We start from the raw sequence: 22054 nt of genomic DNA on the forward strand, positions 1-22054 counted from the left end.
AGCACTTTTTATGCGTTTTGCGGGAAAAATATGAATCAACTCCTTCAGTCGCACTTCGTGCGCCAGCTCCCTCAAGGAGGGAGTCTTTGGCAAAAACGGGAAGCCTGCCGGACTGTCAAAGCCTCCCTCCATGAGAAAGACTTCCCCCGGCCGGGGGAAGATGTCACGCAAGTGACAAAAAGGGGAGCAGTGACATCGCGCAGCGATGACGGAAGGAGTTTACACCTCGATCAGCCTCCCCAGCTCCAGCGAGTAGATGCCCTTATACGTTACCTTCTTCGGTGCAAAGCGCTTATCGATGGCAAGGGCATAGAGGTTCAGCTGCGGGCGGTAGGCGCTCAGGAAGTCCGCTTCGGTCTTGCGGCGGTCGGTCTTGTAATCCAGCAGTTCCAGATGATCCGGAAACACCAGCACAAGGTCTGCAATGCCCTGCACCAGCACCTGCTCATCCTGCACGGCAGCGGCTTCCTGCGCGGAAGCTCCCTGTGCCGTCAGCACGGCCGACGCGGGCAGCGCCGTGATGAAGGCCAGCTCCCGCAGCACCTTTTCGGCTGCGCAGATCTTTGCAAAGGCTTCGCTCTCGGCAAAGCGGCGGATGCGGCCTGCATTGAGTTTTTCCGCAATTTCCGGGGCCACCAGCTGGGTGTCCACCTGCCGCTGGCGCTCTGCAAGGATGGCTTCCTCCAGCGTGCCCGCCGCTTTGGCAGCAGCAAGGGAGGCAAAGTCCGCATGTTCCAGAAAAGCGTGCAGAGCCGTGCCCATCTCGGCGGCGGTCAGGCCGTCTTTGGAGAGGAAAGCAGGCCGTTCCAGCGTGGTCTGCTCGGCCTTGTGCACGATGCTGGTCACGCTGACCTTGGCGGGCACCGCGGCCAGTTTTGCCGCCGGATATCGCCATGCAAAGCCCTCCTGCAGCTGAGCCACCAATGCCGGGTCTGCCGGGACAGGCTCTGCCGCTTCCGGTTCCTGTTCCGGTGTTTCCGGCTCCGGCTGAGCTTCCTGCACCGTGACCATGATCTCGCTTTCCGTAAACACAAAGGGCAGTTCCAGATCTCCTGCCAGCCGCCGCAGCGGCCCGCCGAAGGGATGCACCAGCAGCGCTGCACGCAGCCAGTCGGCAAAGCTGCCCGCCTGCTGGTTCAGCGTTTCTCCCGCGCCCGCAGCAAGGAATGCTGCCGCCTTGGCAAAGGGATTGCCGGTCTTGGTCATGCCCAGCGGCACCGTGAGGATCAGCTTATCCTGTGCACGGGTGAGCGCCACATATAAAAGGCGCATCTGCTCGCTGCGCGTTTCCTGCGCATGGACGCTGGCAAGGGCTGCGTAGGCTGCAGTCTTGTACATGCTCTCGCCCTGTTCCGGGCGCAGGCGCAGGCCCGCGCCGTATTCCCGATGCAGCAGCACCGGCTGGTAAGTGTCACTCAGGTTGAAGTGCCGGGCCGTGTCGCCCACGAACACCACCGGGAACTGCAGACCCTTGGAGCGATGGATGGTCATAATGGTCACACAGCCAGGCCGCGCACCGCCGGGCACAGTGTCCTGCCCGGTAGAACCGGCCTGCGCCGCCGCGTCGATGGCACGCACCAGCGCCGAGATGCCGTTTGCACCGGTCTGTGCGCAGAAAGCCGCAAAGCGCCGGGCATCTTCCCGGCGGTGCGCACCGTTTTCCAGTACGCCCAGCGCAGCAAGATAGCCGGTGGAGACAAAGATCTCTTCCAGCAGCTGTTCTGCCGGGGCACTGCGGGCCATGCGCCGCAGTGCGGTGAGTCGGTCATAAAAGTCTTTCACCTTTCGGGTAAACGGAGTTTCATCACCATTCTGCACCACCTGCAGCACTGCGCCGTACAGACTCATGCGGGAAGCCCTTTTGCCCGTTTCCTTCGCGCCCTGTTCCTCCTGCGCCTTTTTCTGCATTGCGGCGCTCTGGGCACGCAGGCGTACAAGGTCGTCGTCCGTAAAGCCGAACATCGGCCCCAGCATGGCGGCGGCAAGGTAGATATCCTGCGCCGGGTTGTCGATGACCTTCAAAAGCGAGATCAGCGGCCGGATGTGCGCTGCTTCCATCAAGTTTTCGCGCGCATCCGCATACACCGGGATGCCCCGGGCCGTGAGCGCTTCCTCATAAGCGAGGAAGTCGCCGCGCGCCGCCAGCAGGATGCAGCAATCCTCGTACTGCACCGGGCGGGTGGAGCTGCCGTCCCGCACTGGTTCGCCGTTTTTCACCAGTTCTTCAACGCGCTGGGCGATCCACGCCGCGTCGGTCTCAGCGGTGTCGTCGGGCAGGAAGTGCGCTTCCACGCTGCCGGCGTATTCGCCGGGTGCACCGCACACCAGCCGCTGGCCGTCGCCGTAAGCCGTATCGCCCAGCTGGGGGGTCATGAGCTGTTCAAAGATAAAGTTGATGCCTGCCACCACCTGCGGGGCGGAGCGGAAGTTCGCATCCAGCGCCAGCAGAGCATCGTTGCCCGGCGTTCCCTCTGCCGGGCGGGGCCGTGCCGTGCCGCCGGGCAGAGGGGCCCAGACATCCAGCTTCGTCCGGAAGATGCTTGGGTCGGCCTGACGGAAGCGGTAGATGCTCTGCTTCAGGTCGCCCACAAGGAACAGGTCATCCCCCGCCGGGGAAGCAAGGCAGCGGTAAATGGCATCCTGCAAAGCGTTCGTGTCCTGATATTCGTCCACCATCACAGCGGCATAGTTCTGCCGGATGCTCTGGCACAGCGGGGTGCACACGCCATCCGGTGTGCGCAGCAGCCGCAGGGCCTGATGCTCAAAATCGCTGAATTCCAGCAGCTTGCGCTCCTTTTTCTTTGCCGAGAAGCGGGCATCAAAATCCCGCACGGCGGCAAACAGCGCCCGCAGCCGGGGCAGGGCCGCTCTGCGGTCCGCTTCGGCTTCCTCCTCGCTGCAGGAGACAAGCTCTGTAATGTGCTCAAACAGCTTGGCGGCTTCGTCTGCGCGGGTCCTGACCGCCGCCTTATGATCGCCGGTCAGCCGTTTTTTCATGCCCTTGAAGCCGGGCATCTCCTCCATGCCCAGCACATAGGGTGTCAGCTTATCGTACAGCGGTGTCCACTGCCCTGCCGCAGCCAGCCGTTCCACCTCGCCCAGCAGGGCGGCGGCGCTTTCCAGCCGGGAGAGCGGCTCTGCAAATTTATCGTTGACACCGGCCACGGCCTTTGCCTTGGACGCAGCGGTCTTGCCTTTTTCCTCGGCCTGTGCCTGTGCAAGGACAAAATCTTCCTTACAGTCTGCCAGCGCTGCCGTCAGCAGTTCCCGCGCGGCCTTTGCGCAGCGGGCCGCTTCCGCCAGCAGCAGATCATGCCAGCAGGTAAAAGCAAAGCCGTTTTCCCGCTGCCATGGTGTCAGATATTCGTCCAGCCTGCGGTCGTAGTCCGGCAGAGCGCGCAGAAAATCGTACACATGCAGGATGGTATTGCCTGCGGCCTGATCGGTGCGGCCCTTTCCGTAAAGGTCTGCAAAGGCACAGAAGTCCGGGTCGCGGTAGGCATTTTCCAGCGTTTCGGCCAGCGCCGAAGCCCGCAGCACCTCCACGCTGCCGGGATCTGCCGGGGCAAAATCCGGCGGGATGTCCAGTGCCTGAAAGTGCTTGTGCAGCAGGTCCAGACAGAACGCGTCAATGGTGCAGATGGGTGCGCGCTGCAAAAGCATCCGCTGGCGGCGCAGGCTCGTGTTGTGGGGCTGCTGCTGGCTGAGCCGCAGCAGTGCCTGCCCGATGCGTGCCCGCAGCTCTGCCGCCGCCGCATTGGTAAAGGTGACGATGAGCAGTTTGTCCGCATCCACCGGGTGGTCCGGATCGGTGATGAGCCGCACGGCGCGTTCGGTCAGCACGGCTGTTTTTCCGCTGCCCGCCGCTGCGCTCACCAGCAGCGCACCACCCCGGTCCTCAATAGCAGCGCGCTGGGCCGGAGTCCATTTGGGTTCACTCATGCCTGCTCACCTTCCTTCTCGTTCTCAGTCTCTTCCGGCTCAAAGGGTTTGGCCGGGGCTTCCAGTGCCCGCTCGCCGATGCCGGTCTCGTGGCAGCAGATAAAGCTGTAGTCGCACCAGACGCAGGGGTTCCTGCCCGCCCCGGCCACCAGCGGTTCTGCAGCGATCTGCCCATCGTAAAGCTGCTGGCCCATCTGGGTGACAAGATCATCCAGATGCAGCTGGATGCGGTTGAGCTTTGCAATATCGGCACGCTTATCCTTCTGGCTGGGGCTGGGTGCACCGTTGCGGTAGCCAAAGGGCAGGTAGCGGCCCGTCTCATCCGCATCCATGGCATCGAACACCTTCTGCTCGTCCCTCACAAGGCCGTCCAGCTCGTACTGCACGTCCTGCTGTGCCTGCTGGCGGTTGGTGGTCTTGGGGGCCGGGTCTGCCAGCAGATACAGCACGCCTGCCGGTTCCGCACCGGTAAAGCGGCCGCTCTTATCCCGCGTCAGGCTGAACAGATACAAAAGCATCTGGCAGTCCAGCCCGCAGTATACCTCTTTCAGGTTCAGTTTTTTGGTGCCGGTCTTATAGTCCACCACCCGCACCCAGCGGGTGCCGTCTTCCTCCACCCACTCGTCGGCACGGTCCACCGTGCCCACCAGCTGCACGGTGCGCCCGTCCGAGAGATGATACACCTGCCCGGGCACGGCATCCTCCCCGGAGCCGATGCGCAGCTCACAGGCTGCCGGGTGGAAGCAGGACTGCTTCTGTTCGTCCCGCAGGTAGCACAAAAGGCTTGTCATGCTTTTTTTGAGCCGCGAGAGCAGATAGGCGAACCGGGCCGTATCCTCCGGCAGATAACGCTTTGCATATTTATCCACCAGCAGGCTGGCAAGCTCTGCCATGGCATCATCGTCCAGCTCCAGAAATGGGGCCAGCCCGGCGCAGGGATTATCCGCATCCGGGTGCGGGTCCAGCGCCATCTGCAGCACCCAGTGCATCAGGGTGCCGCTCTGGTCGGCAGAAAGCTCGGCCCGTCTGCGGGGCTTCAGGCCCAGCACATACTGCAAAAAATAGCCGTAACGGCAGGTATAGTATTTTTCCAGCTGGCTGGGCGAGATGCGCAGCCGCTGCCCCAGCAGGCCGCTCAACGCGGACAGGTCGTTCACCTGCCGGGGCGGGTCCTCCTCCATGCGGCGCAGCAGAGCAAGGCCCCGGGGCGCATCCGTCTGCGGCAGACGCAGCGCCTCAGTCAGGCTGGCGCGTTCCGTGTCGGTCAGCGGCCAGCCGCCCAGCGTATCCAGTGCATCGGCGGGGGTGGCTGCAAGGTCGGGAAGCTCCAGCTCCGGTGCCGCCGGGTGCAGGGCCTCCACGATGGGTTCCAGCGCTGCGCACAGGGTCTTGCCCTGCCCCTTGGGCCAGCTGAGCCACAACCCCTTTGCCGGTGCGGTGAGGGCTTTGTAAACGCACACCTGCTCGCGCACCACGCGGTTCTCAAAGCAGTCCGGCAGATCGATCTGCTTTGCCATCAGAACATCGCGGTCGGCGTGGGTCAGAAGGCCCGTCTCGGACGGTGCACAGGGAAATTCGCCCTCCGCAAGGCCCAGCACGAACACATAGTCCGGCGCGTCCAGACGCATTTTGCCCGCGCTTGCCAGCACCACGGCATCCAGCGTCTGCGGGATGTGCCCAAGGTCCGAAGAGCGCAGCAGCAGGCTGAACAGGTCCTCATATTCTGCAAAGGTCACACCCTGCCCGCCCAGCAGGTGGGCCATCTCATTGAGCAACTGCATCACCACGTTCCACTCGCGGGCCGCTTCCTCTGCTGCCGGGATGCCCCGGGCAGTGCGGACGGCTTCCACCAGCGCTGCCTGCTGCTCTTCTGCACCCAGCTTTTTCAGGCAGAAATACAGTTCCCGGCTGATCTGTTCGGCGCTGCCGCCCCGCACCTTGCTGCGCAGTTCGTCCACGGCTGTTACCAGCAGCTGGCGGGCAGTCTCGGCATCCTCCAGCGTTTTTGCATCCTCATCGGACAGTTCATTTTCGCCGAAGCCCTTGGGGCTTTTCTCAAATTTTGTGCGCCATGCCGCCGCATTGGGTGACCAGGTATAGGCATAGTTTTCCAGCGCGCAGACCTGCGGCTCGGCCAGAGCGCACAGGCCGGTCTTGGCAAGAATGGTCAGGTTTTCGGTCATATCCGCACCGCGCAGCAGTGCCAGCAGTGCACGCACCGCCGTAGCCGGAGCGCTGAACTCCGGGGTGGTGGGTTCATCGCAGTAAAGCGGGATATCTGCCATGCGGAACTCGTACCGGATGGCCGCACGGTAATCCGGAATATTGCGGCAGACCACGGCCATTTTGCCGCAGCGCACGCCCTGCCGCATCAGGCGGCGGATGGCCGCAGCGGTGCAGCGGGCTTCCTCTTCCCGGCTGGCAGCGGCAAACAGCCGCACCTCCGGCGCAGCGGGCGGCACCTCACAGGTGCCAGTCTCCAAAAGCTCTGTCACAGCCGCAAGGCCGGGCGCATCCTTATGGCGCAGGTCGCGGCGCAGCAGCTCCGGCACTGCCGCATCAGCACCGTTTTTGCGGGCCAGCTGCCGCAGCTGTGCGGCCACCTGCTTTGCGCCGGAAAAAAGCCCCATATCCCCCGGCACCATGGGCGCACCGTCGTCGCACAGGGCCACCGTGACGGTGGGCAGCGCCGCCAGCATCGCGCCCATCAGCCGCTTTTTGGGTGCGTTGAAGGTATCGAACTCGTCAATGAACACTTCCCGCTCCCGCAGAAAGTCCGGCAGTTCGCCCCGGGCAAGAGCGGCTTCCAGCCGGTCAGCCGCCAGCTCCAGCCGGTCGGCGGGGTCCATGCCGGTGCCCGCCAGCAGCGTTTCGTACCCCTGAAAAATCAGTGCCAGCTCGCTCAGCTTGCCGCTTTCCGGCCCGCAGTCCGGCGCAAGCTCTGCCAGCTGTGCGCCGGAAAGGCCGGCACTTTTCAGCTCGTCGATGGTCTGGGCCGCCATCTGGCAGAAGGCCGCACTGCGGCGGTGGCGGTAGTAGTAATGCACATGATCCTGTAGCTCTTCCAGCGCGCGGCGCACCAGCACGGCGCGGCCCGCGTCCGAAAGGGTCTGCACCGCCGCGCCGCCCTCGGCAGAGAGGATGCGCTCGGCCAGACTGGTAAAGGAAAAGCTTTCCACCATGCCGGAAAGAGCATCGCCCAGCTCCCGGTAGATGCGGCCCTCCGTGCTGGAAGTGAACTGTTCCGGCACCAGAAGGATGCTGCGCCGGCCCTGTTCGGCCCGGGCCTTGATGCGGGAATAGAGCAGGGTGGTCTTGCCGCTGCCGGAGCCGCCTAAAACCAGTTTGAGCATGGGGCACTTCCTCCTTGAAAACGATCTGTGTTTATTGTAACACGAAAATCCTCTCAAAAAAAGTGTTATTATCTACCCTTTAGCCTGCAGCTGTGGTACACTTGAACCGACAAACTTTTCCACACAAGAGAGGAAGCCTGTATGAAAATTTTAGCTGTTGATTACGGCGACAGCCGCACCGGCCTTGCCACCTGTGACCGCACCGAGTTCCTTACAACGGCCATCACACCGCAGATCACCCTGAAAGCCCGCAACAAGGTGGCGGCACGGGTGTGCGAAGTGGCCAAGGAGATCGGAGCCGAGCTGATCGTGATCGGCCTGCCGCTGAACATGGATGGTACCGAGGGCGAACGCGCCATCAAGAGCCGCAAGCTGGCAAAGACGGTCGAGATCTGGAGCGGCCTGCCGGTGCGCATGTGGGACGAGCGCCAGACCACCTGCGCCGCCGCCGACATTCTGGACGAAAGCGGCACCTTTGGCACAAAGCGCAAGGAAATTCTGGACTCTGTGAGCGCCACGGTCATTCTGGATGACTATCTGGCGTGGCGGAAGGAGCACCCGGGGGAGATCTGATTCAACTCCTTCCGTCATCGCTGGCGCGATGCCACTGCTCCCCTTTTTGTCACTTGCGTGACATCTTCCCCCGGCCGGGGGAAGTCTTTCTCATTGAGGGAGGCTCTGGCGAAAAGGAAAACTTTGCCGCACTGCCAAGGGCTCCCTCTTTGAGGGAGCTGTCGCCGCAGGCGACTGAAGGAGTTATAAAAAAGCACCCGCAGTTTTGAACGCTGCGGGTGCCTTTTGGTTCACTGATATGTCTCGATGCTCACGCTGTTGATGGTGATGTCCTCACAGGGCTTCTGGTTTTCGTCCACGGCGGTCTGGCCGATGGCATCCACCACGTCCATGCCCTCGTACACCTGCCCCAGCACGGTATCGGTGTAGTCAAGATAAGGCGCGCCGCCGGCGGTCTGATAGGCCGAAACCACCTCCGCGCGGTAGCCGGCGCTGTTCATCTGGTCCACAAGCTCCTGCGTCACCGACTGGTCTCCCGGCAGCGTCTGCATCACGTAAAAAACGCTGGCGCACTCGCCGGAAGCATCCGTGCCCATGCACAGGGCACCGGAATAATGGTGCAGGCTGTCGGTGGTCTCAGCCGGGTAGCGGCTGCCGTTCCAGATGGTGTTGCCCCTGCCGTCGGCCCCCTGCCCGGCTTCCACCACAAAGCCGCTCTCCACGCGGGAGAAGGTCAGGCCGTTGTAGTAGCCTGCCTGCACAAGGCCTGCAAAGTTATCATAGGCCTGCGGGGCCTTGTCCGGGAAAAGCACCGCCTTGAACACGCCTGCCGAAGTATCGAACACCGCAATGGTGTCCCCCGCCGCAGGGTGGGCAAACTGCAGCTCTGCCGATTCCACTGCCGGGCGGTCGATTTTCTGGGCTGTACTGCCGCCGCTGCCTTTGCCAAAGTGCAGAAAGCTCCCGGCACTGCAGCCCGTCAGCACCAGCGCCGCTGCCAGCACAAACGTCGCCCATCTTTTTTTATGCATCATTTCCGCCCACGCTCCATACTCTATAGTAACCTGCACGACACACCGTGCACAGAAGATTCAGAGGATAGTATATCATATTCTGCCGCAGAGTGCGAGAGCAAATGCGTGAAAATTTGCCGCACAATTTCTGTGCGAAAAAGCATCTTGACGAGCAGGCAAAAAAACGCTACACTATATGCAGGCCAAGCGGGCGGCGCACAAACAGCCCGTTTTATGACACGATACAGGAGACAATATCTATGTCTGACGAAATCAAGAACCCTAATACCGAAGAAGATCAGCCCGACCTGATGACCCTGGAGGATGAGGACGGCAACGAGATCACATTTGAGGTGATCGATGCACTGGACTACAAGGGCGTGCATTATCTGGCTGCTGTGGAATACGCTGAGACCGAGGAAGAGGCTGAGAACGCTCAGCTGGTCATCCTGAGCGTCGGCGAAGACGATGAAGGCGAGTATCTGGATGTCGTGGACGACGACGAGCTGCTGCTGGAGCTGGGCAAGCTGTTTGAAGAGCGCCTGAGCGACGAGTACGACATCGAAGAATAATTCCAGATAAATTACCCGGCAAAACTTCCTGCCCGGCTCGATTTGTTGCGGTTTATATGATCCTACTAATCATTCAACGGGAGCCTGGAGTTCCCCGGTGGATTGCAGACCTCCCCGTCATGGGGCGACCATGAAGGCTCGATGAGGAAGCGCGAACCCGGAGACAGGGCACCCACCTGTCCGTAAGGGTAGGTTTGATTGACCGCAGACGACCGGGCGGGATCTTTTTATAGCAATCCATCCACCGCTGTCCTCTGCACTTTCTGCAGAGATGCAGTGTGTGGATTTTTTTATTATCTTGAAAGGATGTGCATTGCGGCATGAAGTCAGAACATCTGGTGGGCACCTCCATCCCCCGTTTCACCTTTGATACCCCCACCACACCGGGCAATGATTTTTACAAGCTGTGCGAAGGGGAGCACCCTCTGGTCATGATCTTCCTGCCTGCCTTTGACCACCCTGTCACCCGGGAATATCTGACCCGCTACCTGCAGACCCTGCCCAGACTGCGCGGCGTGCGGCTGGCCTGCGTGGTGCGTTCCTCGCCCCGCATGGTGGCAAAGGCCACGCAGGGGGCCGAGTTTCCCTTCACCCTCATCTGCGACGCGCCGGGGGTGCTGTACGGCTACCTTGGCGTAGAACAGGCCCGCGGCATCCTGAGCTGGAGCTTTGCGGCCCAGCGCATCTACAAAGCGGCCAAAGAGCAGGGCTACCGCTACAACAGCAATGCTCCACAGCAGCTGCCGCTGACGCTGGTAGTGGGCCACATGGGTAAGATCCTGTTTACCCACTCCGGCCGCAGCCAGACCGACCTGCCGGAGGACTGCGCCGCCATCCGCGAGATCACCCGCGAGGTGGTGCGCACCATGGCCGAGGACCAGCGGCGTGCACACCCCCACTGCTCCGACGAGACGCTCACCCTGCCGGATCTGGTAGGCTGGGATGATCTTGACGGAAGCAGTAATTGAGTCAACAAGCAAAAGCACCTGCAGAATCAACCGCAGGTGCTTTTGTTTTAGCGAGCTCGCCCTCTCCGTCTTTGCTTCGCAAATCCACCTCTCCCAAAGGGAGAGGCCTTGGCATAACGATGAAGTCCGCACTGACTGCCAAAGGCTCCCACTTTGGGGGAGCTGGCGCGTCAGCGCCTGAGAGGGCGAGGCCGCTTTCAATTTTCAGAACTATCGTCCGAAAACAGCCCCGGGATGCCGCACAGGGCTGCAATGCCCACCAGCGTGAACACGATGCGCGACCAGATGGATGCGCTGCCGCCCAGCAGCCAGCCCACAAAATCGAACTGGAACAGCCCCACAAGGCCCCAGTTGATGCCGCCCACGATCATTAAGATCAGGCAGATTTTATAAAAGGTCTGCACAAAAAAGACCTCCTTCCTTTGCGGGCAGTATGCCCCGTGGGAAGGAGGTCTATGCATTTTTATCGGCTCACCCGTGCGCCGCCGCGGTCAGGCTGCGCCACGTACACCTGCTTCCAGCGCCGCTTTGCGGCCTGTGCAGCAGCCCGTGCGGCCCCTTCGTCCCGGAATACGCCGAACACCGCCGCACCGCTGCCGGTCATCAGGGCGGTGACAGCGCCATGCTCCCGCAGCAGGGCCTTGATGGCCCCGGTATCCTTTGCTCCGCTGCACTCTTCCAGCGCATTGCCGGCGGCGGCGCAAAGGGCATCCAGATCTCCGGCACGGATAGCGGCTTCCTGCGCTCCGCAGTCCGGGTGGATGCTGCTGCCCACCCGGTCATAGGCCGCAAAGGCCTCCGGGGTGGAAACGCCGTAGTCCGGCATCACCACCGTGAACCAGCACTCCGGCACCGGCGGCAGCGCCTTGAGAAAATCGCCCACACCCTGCACCCGGCAGGTGCCGCCCATCAGGGCAAAGGGCACATCCGCACCGATCTTTGCGCCCAGCGCGCACAGCTCACTCATGGAAAGGTGCGCACCGTACAGCTCGTTCATGCCCACCAGAACAGCGGCAGCATCGGCACTGCCGCCCGCCATGCCCGCCCGCACCGGGGTATTTTTATAGATGGTGATGTCCACGCCCGCCAGAAGGCCGGTGTAATCAAAAAAGGCCAGCGCTGCCTTGATGGCAGTGTTTTTGTTATTGGGGGCCACCAGACTGCCCGGCAGACGCAGGTTCAGGTAGGGGCTGCGGCGCAGCACCACCCGCTCGTACAGGGTGATGGCCTGCATGGTCATGTCCAGATCATGGTAGCCGCTCGGCAGAAGGCCCACCACGTCCAGCGCCAGATTGAGCTTTGCGGGGGCCAGAACGGTCACGCAGTTCAGCCTTGCCATTTGTTCCTCCTCAGATGCCGTGATAGATACCGTTTTCCTGCAGGAATTCCCGGATGCGCCGGAGCGCTTCCTTCAGATGCTCCACGCTGTAGGCGTAGGAAATGCGGGCATAGCCTTCGCCGGAAGCGCCAAAGGCGTCGCCGGGGATGATGGCCACATGCTTCTGTTCCAGCAGCTTCGTGCAGAAATCCTGACTGCTCATGCCCGTGCTCTTGATGCAGGGGAAGGCGTAGAACGCGCCGCGCGGCTCAAAGCAGGTCAGGCCCATATCGTTAAAGGACTTCACCACAAGGCGGCGGCGCATATTGTACTCGTCGCGCATGCGGTCGATCTCGCCGTCGCACTCCTTCAGAGCAGTGATGGCGGCGTACTGGCTGGTGGTGGGGGCACTCATGATAGCACTCTGGTGGATCTTGGTCATGATCCGGATGATGGGTGCCGGGCCGCAGGCATAGCCCAGACGCCAGCCGGTCATGGCGTAAGTCTTGGAGAAGCCGTTCACCACGATGGTGCGCTCGGCCATGCCGGGCAGGGTGGCAATGGAAACATGAGGCCGCAGGCCATAGTTCAGCTCTGCATAAATTTCGTCGGAGAGCACCATGATGTTGGTACCGCGCAGCACCTCAGCTACAGCTTCCAGATCCTCGCGCTCCATCACCGCACCGGTGGGGTTGTTGGGGAACGGCATGATGAGCAGCTTTGTCTTGGGGGTGATGGCTGCTTTCAGCGCATCGGCACGCAGGCGGAACTCGTCCTCCTGACGGCAAGCCACATGCACCGGCACACCGCCGGACAGGGTGGTGATGGGCTCGTAGCACACAAAGCAGGGCTCCGGGATGATGACCTCGTCCCCGGGCTGCACCAGCGTGCGGATGCACATATCAATGGCTTCGCTGCCGCCCACCGTGATGAGCACCTCGTGCAGCGGGTCGTAGTGCAGGCCCATGCGGCGCTCCAGATACTTTGCCACCTCGGCGCGCAGCTCCTTCAGGCCTGCGTTGGAGGTGTAGCGGGTGCGGCCATGCTCCAGACTCTCGATGCCGGCTTCGCGCACGGCCCATGGCGTTTTGAAGTCCGGCTCGCCCACGCCCAGACTGATGCACTCGGGCATTTCGGCAGCCAAATCGAAAAATTTGCGGATGCCGGAGGGGCGCATGGCCTCAGCGGCAGGCGCGATCAGTTTATCGTAGTCCATCACAGCACCGTGCACTCTCTTTCATCGATTTCTTCGTCCTGATACAGGCGGCCCTCCTTTTTATAGGTGCGCAGCACAAAATGGGTGGCGGTGGACAGCACATCGTCCAGCGGAGACAGGCGCTTTGCCACGAACAGGGCGATCTCCTGGAAGGTCTGGCCCTTGATCACCAGCTGCAGGTCGTAGCCGCCGCTCATTAGCAGCACGCTCTCCACCTCGTCAAAGGCGGCAATGGTGGCTGCGATCTCGTCAAAGCCGCGGCTCTTCTTGGGGCTGACGTTCAGCTCGATGACGGCCTCCACACGGTTCACACCAGCCTTTTCCCAGTCCACAAGGGTCTTGTAGCCCTTGATGATGCCCTGCGCCCGGGCCAGATCGATCATGGCCGCCACCTCGGCGGGGGATTTATTCAGCATCGTGGCGATATCCTCAATGGGCAGCCGCGCATTGTCTTCCAGGATCTTCAAAAGCTGTTCCATAGTATTTTGCTCCTTCTCAGCCCGTAATCGGGAAATAAATTATTTATAAGTATAGCACAAGCTGTAAAAGATTGCACCCAATTTTGGGGATAGAATGTCTTTTTCCCCTCGTGTCTGTTCTTTTTTACAAAAAGTGTGTTCAAATTTTGCCAAATCTGCTATACTGGAAGAGTAAGAGTGTGCCGGAACGCTTGCGGCACCGTTCATCAAAAGGAAAACGAGGGTGGAAACGATGAAAGCATTCATTACCGTCATTGGTCACGATACCGTGGGCGTTGTTGCCAAGGTCGCTGGTCTGTGCACCGAACTGAACATCAATATCGAGGACGTGACTCAGAGCATCCTGCAGGGCATGTTCGCCATGATCATGCTGGTGGATATCAGCAACTGCAATGTGAGCCACGAAGAGCTGCACAAGCGCACCGACGCGCTGGCTGCCGAGATGGGCATGCAGATCAATGTTACCCGTCAGGAAGTTTTTGATGCCATGCACACCATCTGATGGAGGGAGTACACAGCTATGAGTATGTTTAATACCGGTGACATCCTCGAGACCATCGAGATGTTCACTCAGGACAATCTGGACGTGCGCACCGTCACCATGGGCATCAGCCTGCTGGACTGCATCGACCCAGACCCGAAGAAGGCGTGCGAGAACATCTATAACAAGATCACCACCAAGGCCGCAAACCTTGTGCCCACGGTGGAGCATATCAGTGCCGAGTACGGTATTCCCATCATCAACAAACGCATCAGTGTCACACCCATCGCCATGCTGCTGGGTGCCTGCCCGGATGCCGACCCCGTGGACTTTGCAAAGACCTTGGACGCCGCCGGTAAAAAGGTGGGTGTAAACTTTGTGGGCGGCTACAGTGCTCTGGTGCACAAGGGCTTTTCTGCCGGTGACCGCCGCCTGATCGAGTCCATTCCCCGCGCACTGGCCGAGACCGATATCGTGTGCAGCTCGGTGAACATCGGTGCCACCAAGGCAGGACTGAATATGGACGCCGTCAAGCTCATGGGCGAGGCCGTCAAGAAGGCCAGTGAGCTGACGGCTGATCGTCAGTGCATCGGTGCCGCAAAGCTGGTGGTGTTCTGCAACGCACCGGAGGACAATCCCTTCATGGCCGGTGCATTCCACGGCCCCGGCGAGCCGGACTGTGAGATCCACGTGGGCGTTTCCGGCCCCGGCGCTGTGCGCGCTGCACTGGCCCGCCTGCCCAAGGATGCCCCCATCGACGAGGTGGCAGAGCTGGTCAAGCGCACCGCCTTCAAGATCACCCGCGTGGGCCAGCTGGTGGCCAATCTGGCTTCTCAGGCACTGGGTGTGCCCGCCGGCATCATCAATCTTTCGCTGGCACCTACCCCCGCCATCGGCGACAGTGTGGCCAACATTCTGGAAGAGATGGGCCTTGAGACCTGCGGCTGCTGCGGCACCACCGCCTGCCTCGCCCTGCTGAACGATGCCGTGAAGAAGGGCGGCGTGATGGCCTCCAACCACGTGGGCGGTCTGTCCGGTGCCTTCATCCCGGTCAGCGAGGACGCCGGCATGATCCACGCCGCCGAGATCGACTGCCTGACCATTGAAAAGCTGGAAGCCATGACCGCCGTCTGCTCGGTGGGCATCGATATGGTCATCATCCCGGGCGACACCACCCCGGCCGTCATCAGCGCCCTGATCGCTGACGAAGCCGCCATCGGCATGGTGAACAGCAAGACCACCGCCGTGCGCGTCATTCCCGCCATTGGCCGCAAGGCTGGCGAGGTGCTGGACTTTGGCGGTCTGCTGGGCTATGGCCCCATCATGGCCGTGAACCAGCACGACCCGTCCGTGTTCATCAACCGCGGCGGCCGCCTGCCTGCCCCCATGCAGTCGCTGAAGAACTAAGAGAATAAATCTACTCCAACAGGCCCATCCTCTGGATAACATTTCCAGAAGAAGGGTCTGTTTTTATGTTATCCAGAATGCTTACACGTTCTCAGATGGCTCTGCTCTGCCTTGGCCTGTTTCTCGCCCTTGCTCTGTGTGGCGCATGGCAGGCATTTGCATGGGGCCGCACCCAGCTGGACACCGGGGCGCTGGTGTGCGCCGACACCCTGCGCCTGCACATCCGGGCTGAGAGCGATTCCATTGCCAGCCAGAGCGCAAAGCTCCATGTGCGGGATGCCGTGCTTGCCTATCTGGACACCGCCTGCCCGGCACAGAGCAAGCCGGAAGCGATCGCCTGGGCGGCGCAGCATCTATTTGAGCTGCAGCTCACGGCCCGGCACGCGCTGGCACAGCTGAACATCCGCACGCCGGTGCGGGTGCAGCTGGTAAATATGTACTTTGCCACCCGGCGCTATGGTTCCGGCACTCTTCCCGCCGGGCGGTACGACGCTTTGCGCATCGATCTCGGTGCCGGAAAAGGCCGCAACTGGTGGTGCGTGCTCTACCCGGGCCTGTGCCGCTCTGCCTGCGGCAGCTACGCCCGGCCCGCCGAAAACGACCTTGTGTGCGGGGAGTACATCCTCCGGCTCCGGCTGGTGGAATGGGTGCAGCAGCGCACCGCCCGCCGGGAGGATGTGGTGCTTGTGGGGTAACGCCCGGCGCTTTCGCCGCATAGCATGTGGCGAAAGGAGCGTGTGATCATTATGGCGATTCCTGCTTATTATTCCCTGCTCCAGCGCGGCTCCTCCGGGCCGGACGTAGCTCTTGTGCAGACCTGGCTCAACGGTGTACGCGATGCCTGCACATGGTACGGCGAGCTGAAGGCCGATGGAAAATTCGGCATTTCCACCGAGAACGCCGTGAAGGAGTTCCAACTCAAAAACAAGATGAATGTGGACGGCAAGGTGGGCGCGAACACATGGAACGTGCTCTACACCCGCTACACGGCCAAGCACGGCCTGCATGTGCCCTACCCCGGCATTGCCCTGCGCAGCGGCTCTTCCGGCGGCACGGTGCGTCTGGTGCAGCAGAAGCTCAATTCACTGGGTGAACGGCTGAACGCCGACGGCAGGTTCGGCGCAGCAACGGCAGCGGCTGTGCAGCGGTTCCAGCGCCGCAGCGGCCTTACCGCCGACGGCGTGGTCGGCGAAGAAACGTGGGAGAAGATGTTCTGATTTAAGGGAAGCGAACTCCTTCAGTCACGGCTTGCGCCGTGCCAGCTCCCTCAAAGAGGGAGCCTCTGGCAAAACCGGAAGCTTTTCCGCACTGCCAAAGGCCCCATCCCCGAGGGGGCTGGCATCGCGCAGCGATGACTGGGGGAGTTTTCCTTGCCCCCACCCCCGCCCTGCTGTATAATAAAGAAAACTCTGAAAAGGCGGTGTTTCCGTTTGCGTTTTCTGCATCTTTCCGACCTGCATCTGGGCAAGCGGGTGTGCGAGTTCTCCATGCTGGACGACCAGCGGTACATTCTGGAACAGATCCTTTCCCTGCTGGACAGCACACCCGTGGACGGTGTGCTGCTGGCGGGCGACCTCTACGATAAACCCGTTCCCCCTGCCGAAGCCGTGCGCCTGCTGGACTGGTTTTTGACCCAGCTGGCTGAGCGGCAGCTGCCGGTGTTCGCCATCAGCGGCAACCACGACTCCGCCGACCGCATCGCCTTCGGCTCTGCTCTGCTGCAAAGCAGCCGGGTGTACGTCAGCCCGGTGTTCTCCGGTGCGCCGGTGCCCATCCCCCTCACCGACGAATACGGCACGCTGGATGTGTACCTTCTGCCCTTCCTCAAGCCCGCCATGGTGCGGCATGTCTGGCCGGACGAGCCTGTGGAGAGCTACAACGATGCCCTTGCCTGCGTGCTGCGCCACTGCCCGCCGGACCCGGCCCACCGCAGCGTGCTGGTGGCCCACCAGTTCGCAGCCGGTGCCGCCTGCTGTGAGAGCGAGGAAGTCTCGGTGGGCGGTGTGGACAGCGTGGATGCCAACCTGTTCGATGCCTTTGACTACGTGGCACTGGGCCACCTGCACAGCCCCCAGAAGGTGGGCCGCGATGCCGTGCGCTATTGCGGCACCCCGCTGAAATACTCCTTTTCGGAAGCAGGCCAGCACAAGAGCGCCACCTTTGTGGAGTTCGGTCTCAAGGGCGAAGTTTCCATCACCACCGCGCCGCTTACCCCGAAGCACGACCTGCGGGAAGTGCGCGGCAGCTACATGGAGCTGACCGACCGCCGCAATTACGACGGCACTGCGGTGGACGACTACCTGCACATTACCCTGACCGATGAGCAGGACGTGCCGGACGCGCTGGCCCGCCTGCGGGTGATCTACCCCAACCTGATGCGGCTGGACTACGATAATCTCCGCACCCGGGAAGATCAGGAGATCACCGCACCGGAGCGCGCCGAGAGCATCACACCGCTGGAACACTTCTCGGCGTTCTACCAGCTGCAGAACAATCAGCCGCTGACGGCGGAGCAGGCGGCATTCTGCCAGCAGCTCATTGAGGAGATCTGGAAGGAGGGTGAGGACGCATGAGACCGCTGAAGCTCACTCTTTCGGCCTTTGGCCCCTATGCCGCCGAGACGGTTCTGGAACTGGCAAAGCTGGGCAGGGGCGGCTTATACCTTGTCACCGGCGATACCGGCGCAGGCAAGACCACCCTGTTCGATGCCATTACATATGCGCTGTACGATCATTCCAGCGGCGGCGTACGCGAGGGCACCATGCTGCGCTGCAAGTATGCCGGCCCTAAAACACCCACCTTTGTGGAGCTGGAATTTGAGGTGAACGGCCAGCGCTATACCGTGCGCCGCAACCCGGAGTACCAGCGCCCCAAAAACCGCGGCGAGGGCATGACCACCGAAAAAGCGGATGCCACCCTCACCTATTCCGATGGCCGTCCGCCGGTGACCAAAGCCAAGGATGTGACTGCCGCCGTGCAGGAGATCATCGGGCTGGACTACAGCCAGTTCTGCCAGATCGCCATGATCGCGCAGGGTCAGTTCACAAAGCTGCTCAACGCTTCCACCGAGGAGCGCAGCCGCATTTTCCGCAAGCTGTTCCGCACCCAGCGCTATGCCCGGCTGCAAGAGCGCCTGCAGGCCGAAAGCGCCGCCCTCAGCCAGCAGCGCACCACCCAGAATGCAAAGCTGGACAGTCTGCTCTCCGGCATCCGGTTTTCTCCCGACGACCCGGATGCCGATGCCCTTGCCGCACTGAACGCCCAGACCGAGCCGGAGACGGCCCTTGCCCTGCTGGAAGGTCTGCTGGCCCGCCAGCAGGCCGCGCAGGAGACCGTTGCTGCTGCCCTCAAGGACACCGAAGCCAAGCTGGACGAAGTACAACGTCAGCTGGGTGCTGCCCAGCAGGCCCGACAGCTGGCCGCACAGCTGGCCGCAAAGCAGGCAGAGCTTACCGCTGCCCTGCCTGTGCTGGAAGCTGCCCGTGCCGAGAGCGCCCGCCACGCAGGCGATGCCGCCCAGCTGGATGTTCTTGCCGGCCAGGTGACGCAGGCACAGACGGCCCTTGCCGCCTACGATGAGCTGGATGCCCTGTGCCATCAGCAGCAGACCGCGCGGGATGCTGCCCAGCTGGCCGCTGCCAAGGCCAAAGCGAAACGCACCCAGCTGGCCGCACTGGACACAGCGCTGGCCGCTGCTGAAAAGGAGCTGACCGCGCTGGAAGATGCTCCCACCCGGCTGCTGGCCTTGCAGAACCGGGAAAAGGAGCTGGCCCAGCGCAGCACCGCCCTTACCACCCTGAACCAGCGGCTTGCCGCCTGCCAGCAGCAGGCACAAAAGGCCCACCGTGCGCAGGATGCCTACCGCACTGCCGCCGAAGCCAAGGAGCAGGCCCATGCCCGGCGGGATGCGCTGGACAAAGCCTTTCTGGACGCACAGGCCGGACTGCTGGCGCAGGCGCTGGCCGAGGGTGCGCCCTGCCCCGTGTGCGGCAGCGTCCACCACCCGGCAAAGGCCCAACTGCCCCACACAGCCCCCACGCAGGCGCAGGTGGATGCCGCCAAGCAGGAAGCCGAAAAGGCCGATGCACTGGCCCAGACTGCCAGCACTGCCGCACAGAGCGCCCTTGCCGCAGCCGACGAAGCCCGCCGCTCCCTGCGCCGGGATGCTGAGAGCCTATTGCCAGAGCGCTTCACTTCCCCGGATGGGACGGTGCAGCTGACCTTCAAGGGGATGAACGCTGTCCTGACGGAAGAAGCCTGTGCCCTGCACGCAGCACAGGCCGAGTGTGTCGCCGCGCTTCGGCAGGCCGAAGCAGACTGCGCCCGCCGCACCGCATTGGAGGCCGACCGTCAGGCAAAAAGCCGCCAGCGCCCGGCACTGGAACAGGCCGCCGCTGAAGCTGACAGCACCGCCGCCGCGCAGAATGCCAGCGCCGATGCGCTGGAACAGCAGGCCGCTGCCGCTCGTGCAGCCCTGCCCTACCCGCAGCGGGCCGAGGCACAGGCCGCGCTGGATGCATTGGAAGCCAGCCGCACCGCCCTGCGCACCGGCATGGAGCAGGCACAGGCTGTCCTCAAGCGGGCGGAGCAGGCGCAGGCCGCCGCGCAGGCCGCCGTGGATGCCCTGCAGGCGCAGCAGACCGCCGCAGCACAGGCCGTGCCCGCACAACCGCTGGAAGAGTTACAGGTCCGGCAGACCCGGCTCACCGCTGCCCGGAGCGCTCTGCGCGAGCAGGAACAGCAGCTGGCAGCACAGCTGCTGCCCAACTGCGCTGCGGCAGAAAAATACCGCGCAGCCGCTGCCGCCCGCACCCAACTGGAACAGCGCTGGCAGTGGGTGAGTGCCCTTGCCGCCACGGCGGGCGGCACCTTGACCAGCAAACAGAAGATCAAATTGGAAGCCTACATCCAGATGAACTATCTGGACCGCATCCTGCGCCACGCCAACACCCGCCTGATGCAGATGACCGCCGGGCAGTACGAGCTGGAGCGCATTGGTGCCGAGAACCAGCGCAGCCAGTCCGGCTTGGACCTTGGCATCATCGACCACTACAACGGCACCCGCCGCAGCGTCAAAACCCTTTCCGGCGGCGAAAGCTTCAAGGCATCGCTGGCGCTGGCACTGGGCCTTTCGGACGAAGTACAGAGCGCGGCAGGCGGCATCCGTCTGGACACGCTCTTCCTCGACGAGGGCTTCGGCAGTCTGGATGACGAATCGCTGGAACAGGCCATGCGCGTACTTGCAGGGCTGACCGAGGGCGACCGGCTGGTGGGCATCATCTCCCACGTAGGTGCTCTGAAAGACCGCATCGACCGACAGGTTGTGGTGCGCAAAGCCCGCACCGGCGGCTCTACCGTAGAATTGATCGTGTGAAACACCGCAGGCCTCTTTATAAGTTACATCTTTCCGGGGCATCCTATGGGCGGAGGTGATTTTCCAATGAGCTTGACGCCCTTTATCCGCCACGAGCTGGAACACCAGCCCGGCACTGCCGCCGCACCGGAAAACAGCTGCACCCGCTGCAGCCCGCCGCTAGGCAGGGAGCCGGATATCTTGCTGCCAGGCGACCCCGCTGCCCCCGGCACACAGGTGCCGCCGCAGATCGAAACACCGGGCCAGACCCCGCACCCGGACACAAACAGCACCCCGCAGGGTGTGCCCATGACCAACGGCACCCCGGCCGCCTGTTACCAGAAGAACGCCCGGGAATTTTTGGCCGGGGATGTGCAGACCAGCGTGATGGCCCACTATGCACCCGGACTGTTCAGCACCGACCAGCACACCCATTCCTGCCATCCGGCCCCGGAGGAGGATGCTTCTCAGGTGCTGAGCCTTGTGGACTGGCGTGAGGATGCACCTTACGGCTAACAAAAATTTTTCAAATTATTTTTGCTCTACCTGTTGAAATCTGCGTCCGCTTCCCTTATTATGGTAGCAAACAAAGATAAAGGCAGGTTTTGCATCATGGCAGAGATCAAATATGAAGTTGTTCAGCGCATTGCAGTTCTTTCGGAGCGTCCCCGCGGCTGGGAGCGTCAGCTGAACCTCATCAGCTGGAACGACGGCGAACCCAAGTACGACATCCGCGACTGGTCCCCGGACGGCACCCGCATGGGCAAGGGCATTTCCCTGAGCCACGACGAAATGGCCATCCTCAAGGGCCTTCTGGACGATCTGGAGCTGTAAGCATGGGCGGCCGCGAAGAGTTTTTGCAGATCTGGCAGCAGCACATCACCCGCCCCGGCAGCGAAAAGCTGCTGGACTGGCTGGACCATAAGACGGATTTCTTTACGGCACCGGCCTCCACCCGGTTCCACGGTGCGTGTGAGGGCGGGCTGTGTATGCACAGCTTGAACGTCTACCATGCGCTGCACGACACCTTTTTTACCGAGGGCGACAGCGAGGAGACCTTTGCCATCTGTGCACTGCTGCACGATCTGTGCAAGGCCAACTACTACAAGCCCGGCACCCGCAACGTGAAAAACGAAGCGACCGGCCAGTGGGAAAAGGTGCCCAGCTACAGCGTGGAGGATCTGTTCCCCTACGGCCACGGCGAAAAGAGCGTGTTCCTCATCGAGCGGTTCATGAAACTGCACATCGAGGAGGCCGTTGCCATCCGCTGGCACATGGGCGGCTTTGACGATGCGGCCCGGGGCGGCTGCTTTGCCATCTCGGAAGCCTACGACAAGTATCCCCTTGCCGTCAAGCTGCACATCGCTGATCTGGAAGCCACCTATCTGATGGAGCACCGCACCAGCGCTGTGCGCTGAAAAAACAAAAATACCCGGACA

Annotated in this window: 19 protein-coding genes and 1 other RNA gene; 13 read left to right on the top strand and 7 right to left on the bottom strand. The window is 62.1% G+C overall.

The genetic code is table 11. The features are described 5' to 3' along the window. Window positions 1–219: 219 nt before the first annotated feature. Together J3348_RS07175 and J3348_RS07180 are read right to left on the bottom strand one after the other, a co-directional pair. Complete coding sequence (locus J3348_RS07175) at window positions 220–3942, bottom strand: UvrD-helicase domain-containing protein (RefSeq protein ID WP_207698652.1); 3723 nt, start codon at window positions 3940–3942, stop codon at window positions 220–222. Beyond that, window positions 3939–7295, bottom strand: coding sequence for a PD-(D/E)XK nuclease family protein (locus J3348_RS07180; protein ID WP_207698653.1), 3357 nt, complete (start codon window positions 7293–7295; stop codon window positions 3939–3941). The genes J3348_RS07175 and J3348_RS07180 overlap by 4 nt, the downstream gene beginning before the upstream one ends. Before the next feature lie 141 nt (window positions 7296–7436). On the opposite strand from J3348_RS07180, the gene ruvX reads away from it, so the two are divergent. Next, window positions 7437–7868 (top strand): Holliday junction resolvase RuvX, encoded by a 432-nt coding sequence (ruvX, locus tag J3348_RS07185; RefSeq protein WP_044954016.1) that lies wholly within the window; start codon window positions 7437–7439, stop codon window positions 7866–7868. Between the two features lie 230 nt (window positions 7869–8098). Here ruvX and J3348_RS07190 read toward each other — a convergent pair whose 3' ends face one another. After that, on the bottom strand, window positions 8099–8842 hold the full coding sequence (locus J3348_RS07190) for a peptidylprolyl isomerase (RefSeq protein ID WP_242702909.1): 744 nt from the start codon (window positions 8840–8842) through the stop codon (window positions 8099–8101). 239 nt (window positions 8843–9081) lie between these two features. Between J3348_RS07190 and J3348_RS07195 the strand changes: the two genes are divergently transcribed. The 3 genes from J3348_RS07195 to J3348_RS07205 all read left to right on the top strand — a co-directional run bounded on the left by J3348_RS07195 (window position 9082) and on the right by J3348_RS07205 (window position 10361). Continuing rightward, window positions 9082–9393, top strand: coding sequence for a DUF1292 domain-containing protein (locus J3348_RS07195; protein ID WP_097776541.1), 312 nt, complete (start codon window positions 9082–9084; stop codon window positions 9391–9393). Between the two features lie 22 nt (window positions 9394–9415). Beyond that, window positions 9416–9620: non-coding RNA, 6S RNA (ssrS, locus tag J3348_RS07200), on the top strand. Between the two features lie 93 nt (window positions 9621–9713). Further along, on the top strand, window positions 9714–10361 hold the full coding sequence (locus tag J3348_RS07205; protein WP_044954019.1) for an AhpC/TSA family protein: 648 nt from the start codon (window positions 9714–9716) through the stop codon (window positions 10359–10361). 197 nt (window positions 10362–10558) lie between these two features. On the opposite strand, the gene J3348_RS07210 is transcribed toward J3348_RS07205, so the two are convergent. From J3348_RS07210 to J3348_RS07225, 4 genes are read right to left on the bottom strand one after another with little or no spacing between them, the layout of a single operon-like run. Further along, the gene (locus J3348_RS07210; protein ID WP_143405596.1) at window positions 10559–10765 is read right to left on the bottom strand and encodes a DUF378 domain-containing protein; all 207 of its coding nucleotides are present in this window, start codon (window positions 10763–10765) and stop codon (window positions 10559–10561) included. 59 nt (window positions 10766–10824) lie between these two features. Then, window positions 10825–11700 carry a 4-(cytidine 5'-diphospho)-2-C-methyl-D-erythritol kinase gene (gene ispE, locus J3348_RS07215; RefSeq protein WP_097781615.1) on the bottom strand — a complete coding sequence of 292 codons (876 nt, stop codon included), beginning with the start codon at window positions 11698–11700 and terminating at the stop codon, window positions 10825–10827. Window positions 11701–11710: 10 nt separating this feature from the next. After that, window positions 11711–12895, bottom strand: coding sequence for an aminotransferase class I/II-fold pyridoxal phosphate-dependent enzyme (locus J3348_RS07220; protein WP_005944411.1), 1185 nt, complete (start codon window positions 12893–12895; stop codon window positions 11711–11713). Beyond that, entirely contained in the window at window positions 12895–13374 is a 480-nt protein-coding gene (locus tag J3348_RS07225) for an Lrp/AsnC family transcriptional regulator (protein WP_005935606.1), read from the bottom strand. Before J3348_RS07225 ends, J3348_RS07220 begins: the two co-directional genes overlap by 1 nt. Before the next feature lie 232 nt (window positions 13375–13606). Between J3348_RS07225 and J3348_RS07230 the strand changes: the two genes are divergently transcribed. From J3348_RS07230 to J3348_RS07270, 9 genes are all read left to right on the top strand, one after another. Then, a complete protein-coding gene (locus J3348_RS07230) occupies window positions 13607–13876 on the top strand; it encodes an ACT domain-containing protein (protein WP_005944416.1) in 270 nt (89 codons plus the stop codon). Between the two features lie 18 nt (window positions 13877–13894). Then, window positions 13895–15262, top strand: a complete 1368-nt coding sequence (locus J3348_RS07235; RefSeq protein WP_242702910.1) for a PFL family protein — start codon at window positions 13895–13897, stop codon at window positions 15260–15262. 65 nt (window positions 15263–15327) lie between these two features. Next, on the top strand, window positions 15328–15957 hold the full coding sequence (locus tag J3348_RS07240) for a stage II sporulation protein R (RefSeq protein WP_242702911.1): 630 nt from the start codon (window positions 15328–15330) through the stop codon (window positions 15955–15957). Window positions 15958–16008: 51 nt separating this feature from the next. Next, complete coding sequence (locus J3348_RS07245; protein WP_207698656.1) at window positions 16009–16479, top strand: peptidoglycan-binding protein; 471 nt, start codon at window positions 16009–16011, stop codon at window positions 16477–16479. A 213-nt stretch (window positions 16480–16692) separates the two neighbouring features. Beyond that, window positions 16693–17835, top strand: a complete 1143-nt coding sequence (locus tag J3348_RS07250; protein ID WP_044954024.1) for an exonuclease SbcCD subunit D — start codon at window positions 16693–16695, stop codon at window positions 17833–17835. Continuing rightward, on the top strand, window positions 17832–20636 hold the full coding sequence (locus tag J3348_RS07255; RefSeq protein ID WP_207698657.1) for an SMC family ATPase: 2805 nt from the start codon (window positions 17832–17834) through the stop codon (window positions 20634–20636). The genes J3348_RS07250 and J3348_RS07255 overlap by 4 nt, the downstream gene beginning before the upstream one ends. Before the next feature lie 66 nt (window positions 20637–20702). Beyond that, the gene (locus J3348_RS07260; RefSeq protein WP_242702912.1) at window positions 20703–21131 is read left to right on the top strand and encodes a hypothetical protein; all 429 of its coding nucleotides are present in this window, start codon (window positions 20703–20705) and stop codon (window positions 21129–21131) included. Window positions 21132–21227: 96 nt separating this feature from the next. Beyond that, window positions 21228–21449, top strand: a complete 222-nt coding sequence (locus J3348_RS07265) for a PC4/YdbC family ssDNA-binding protein (protein WP_044954026.1) — start codon at window positions 21228–21230, stop codon at window positions 21447–21449. Between the two features lie 2 nt (window positions 21450–21451). Then, entirely contained in the window at window positions 21452–22033 is a 582-nt protein-coding gene (locus tag J3348_RS07270) for a hypothetical protein (protein ID WP_005944427.1), read from the top strand. The last annotated feature ends 21 nt before the right edge of the window (window positions 22034–22054 follow it).

This window comes from Faecalibacterium sp. Marseille-Q4896 (assembly GCF_017377615.1).
Taxonomy (GTDB): Bacteria; Bacillota; Clostridia; order Oscillospirales; family Ruminococcaceae; genus Faecalibacterium; species Faecalibacterium taiwanense.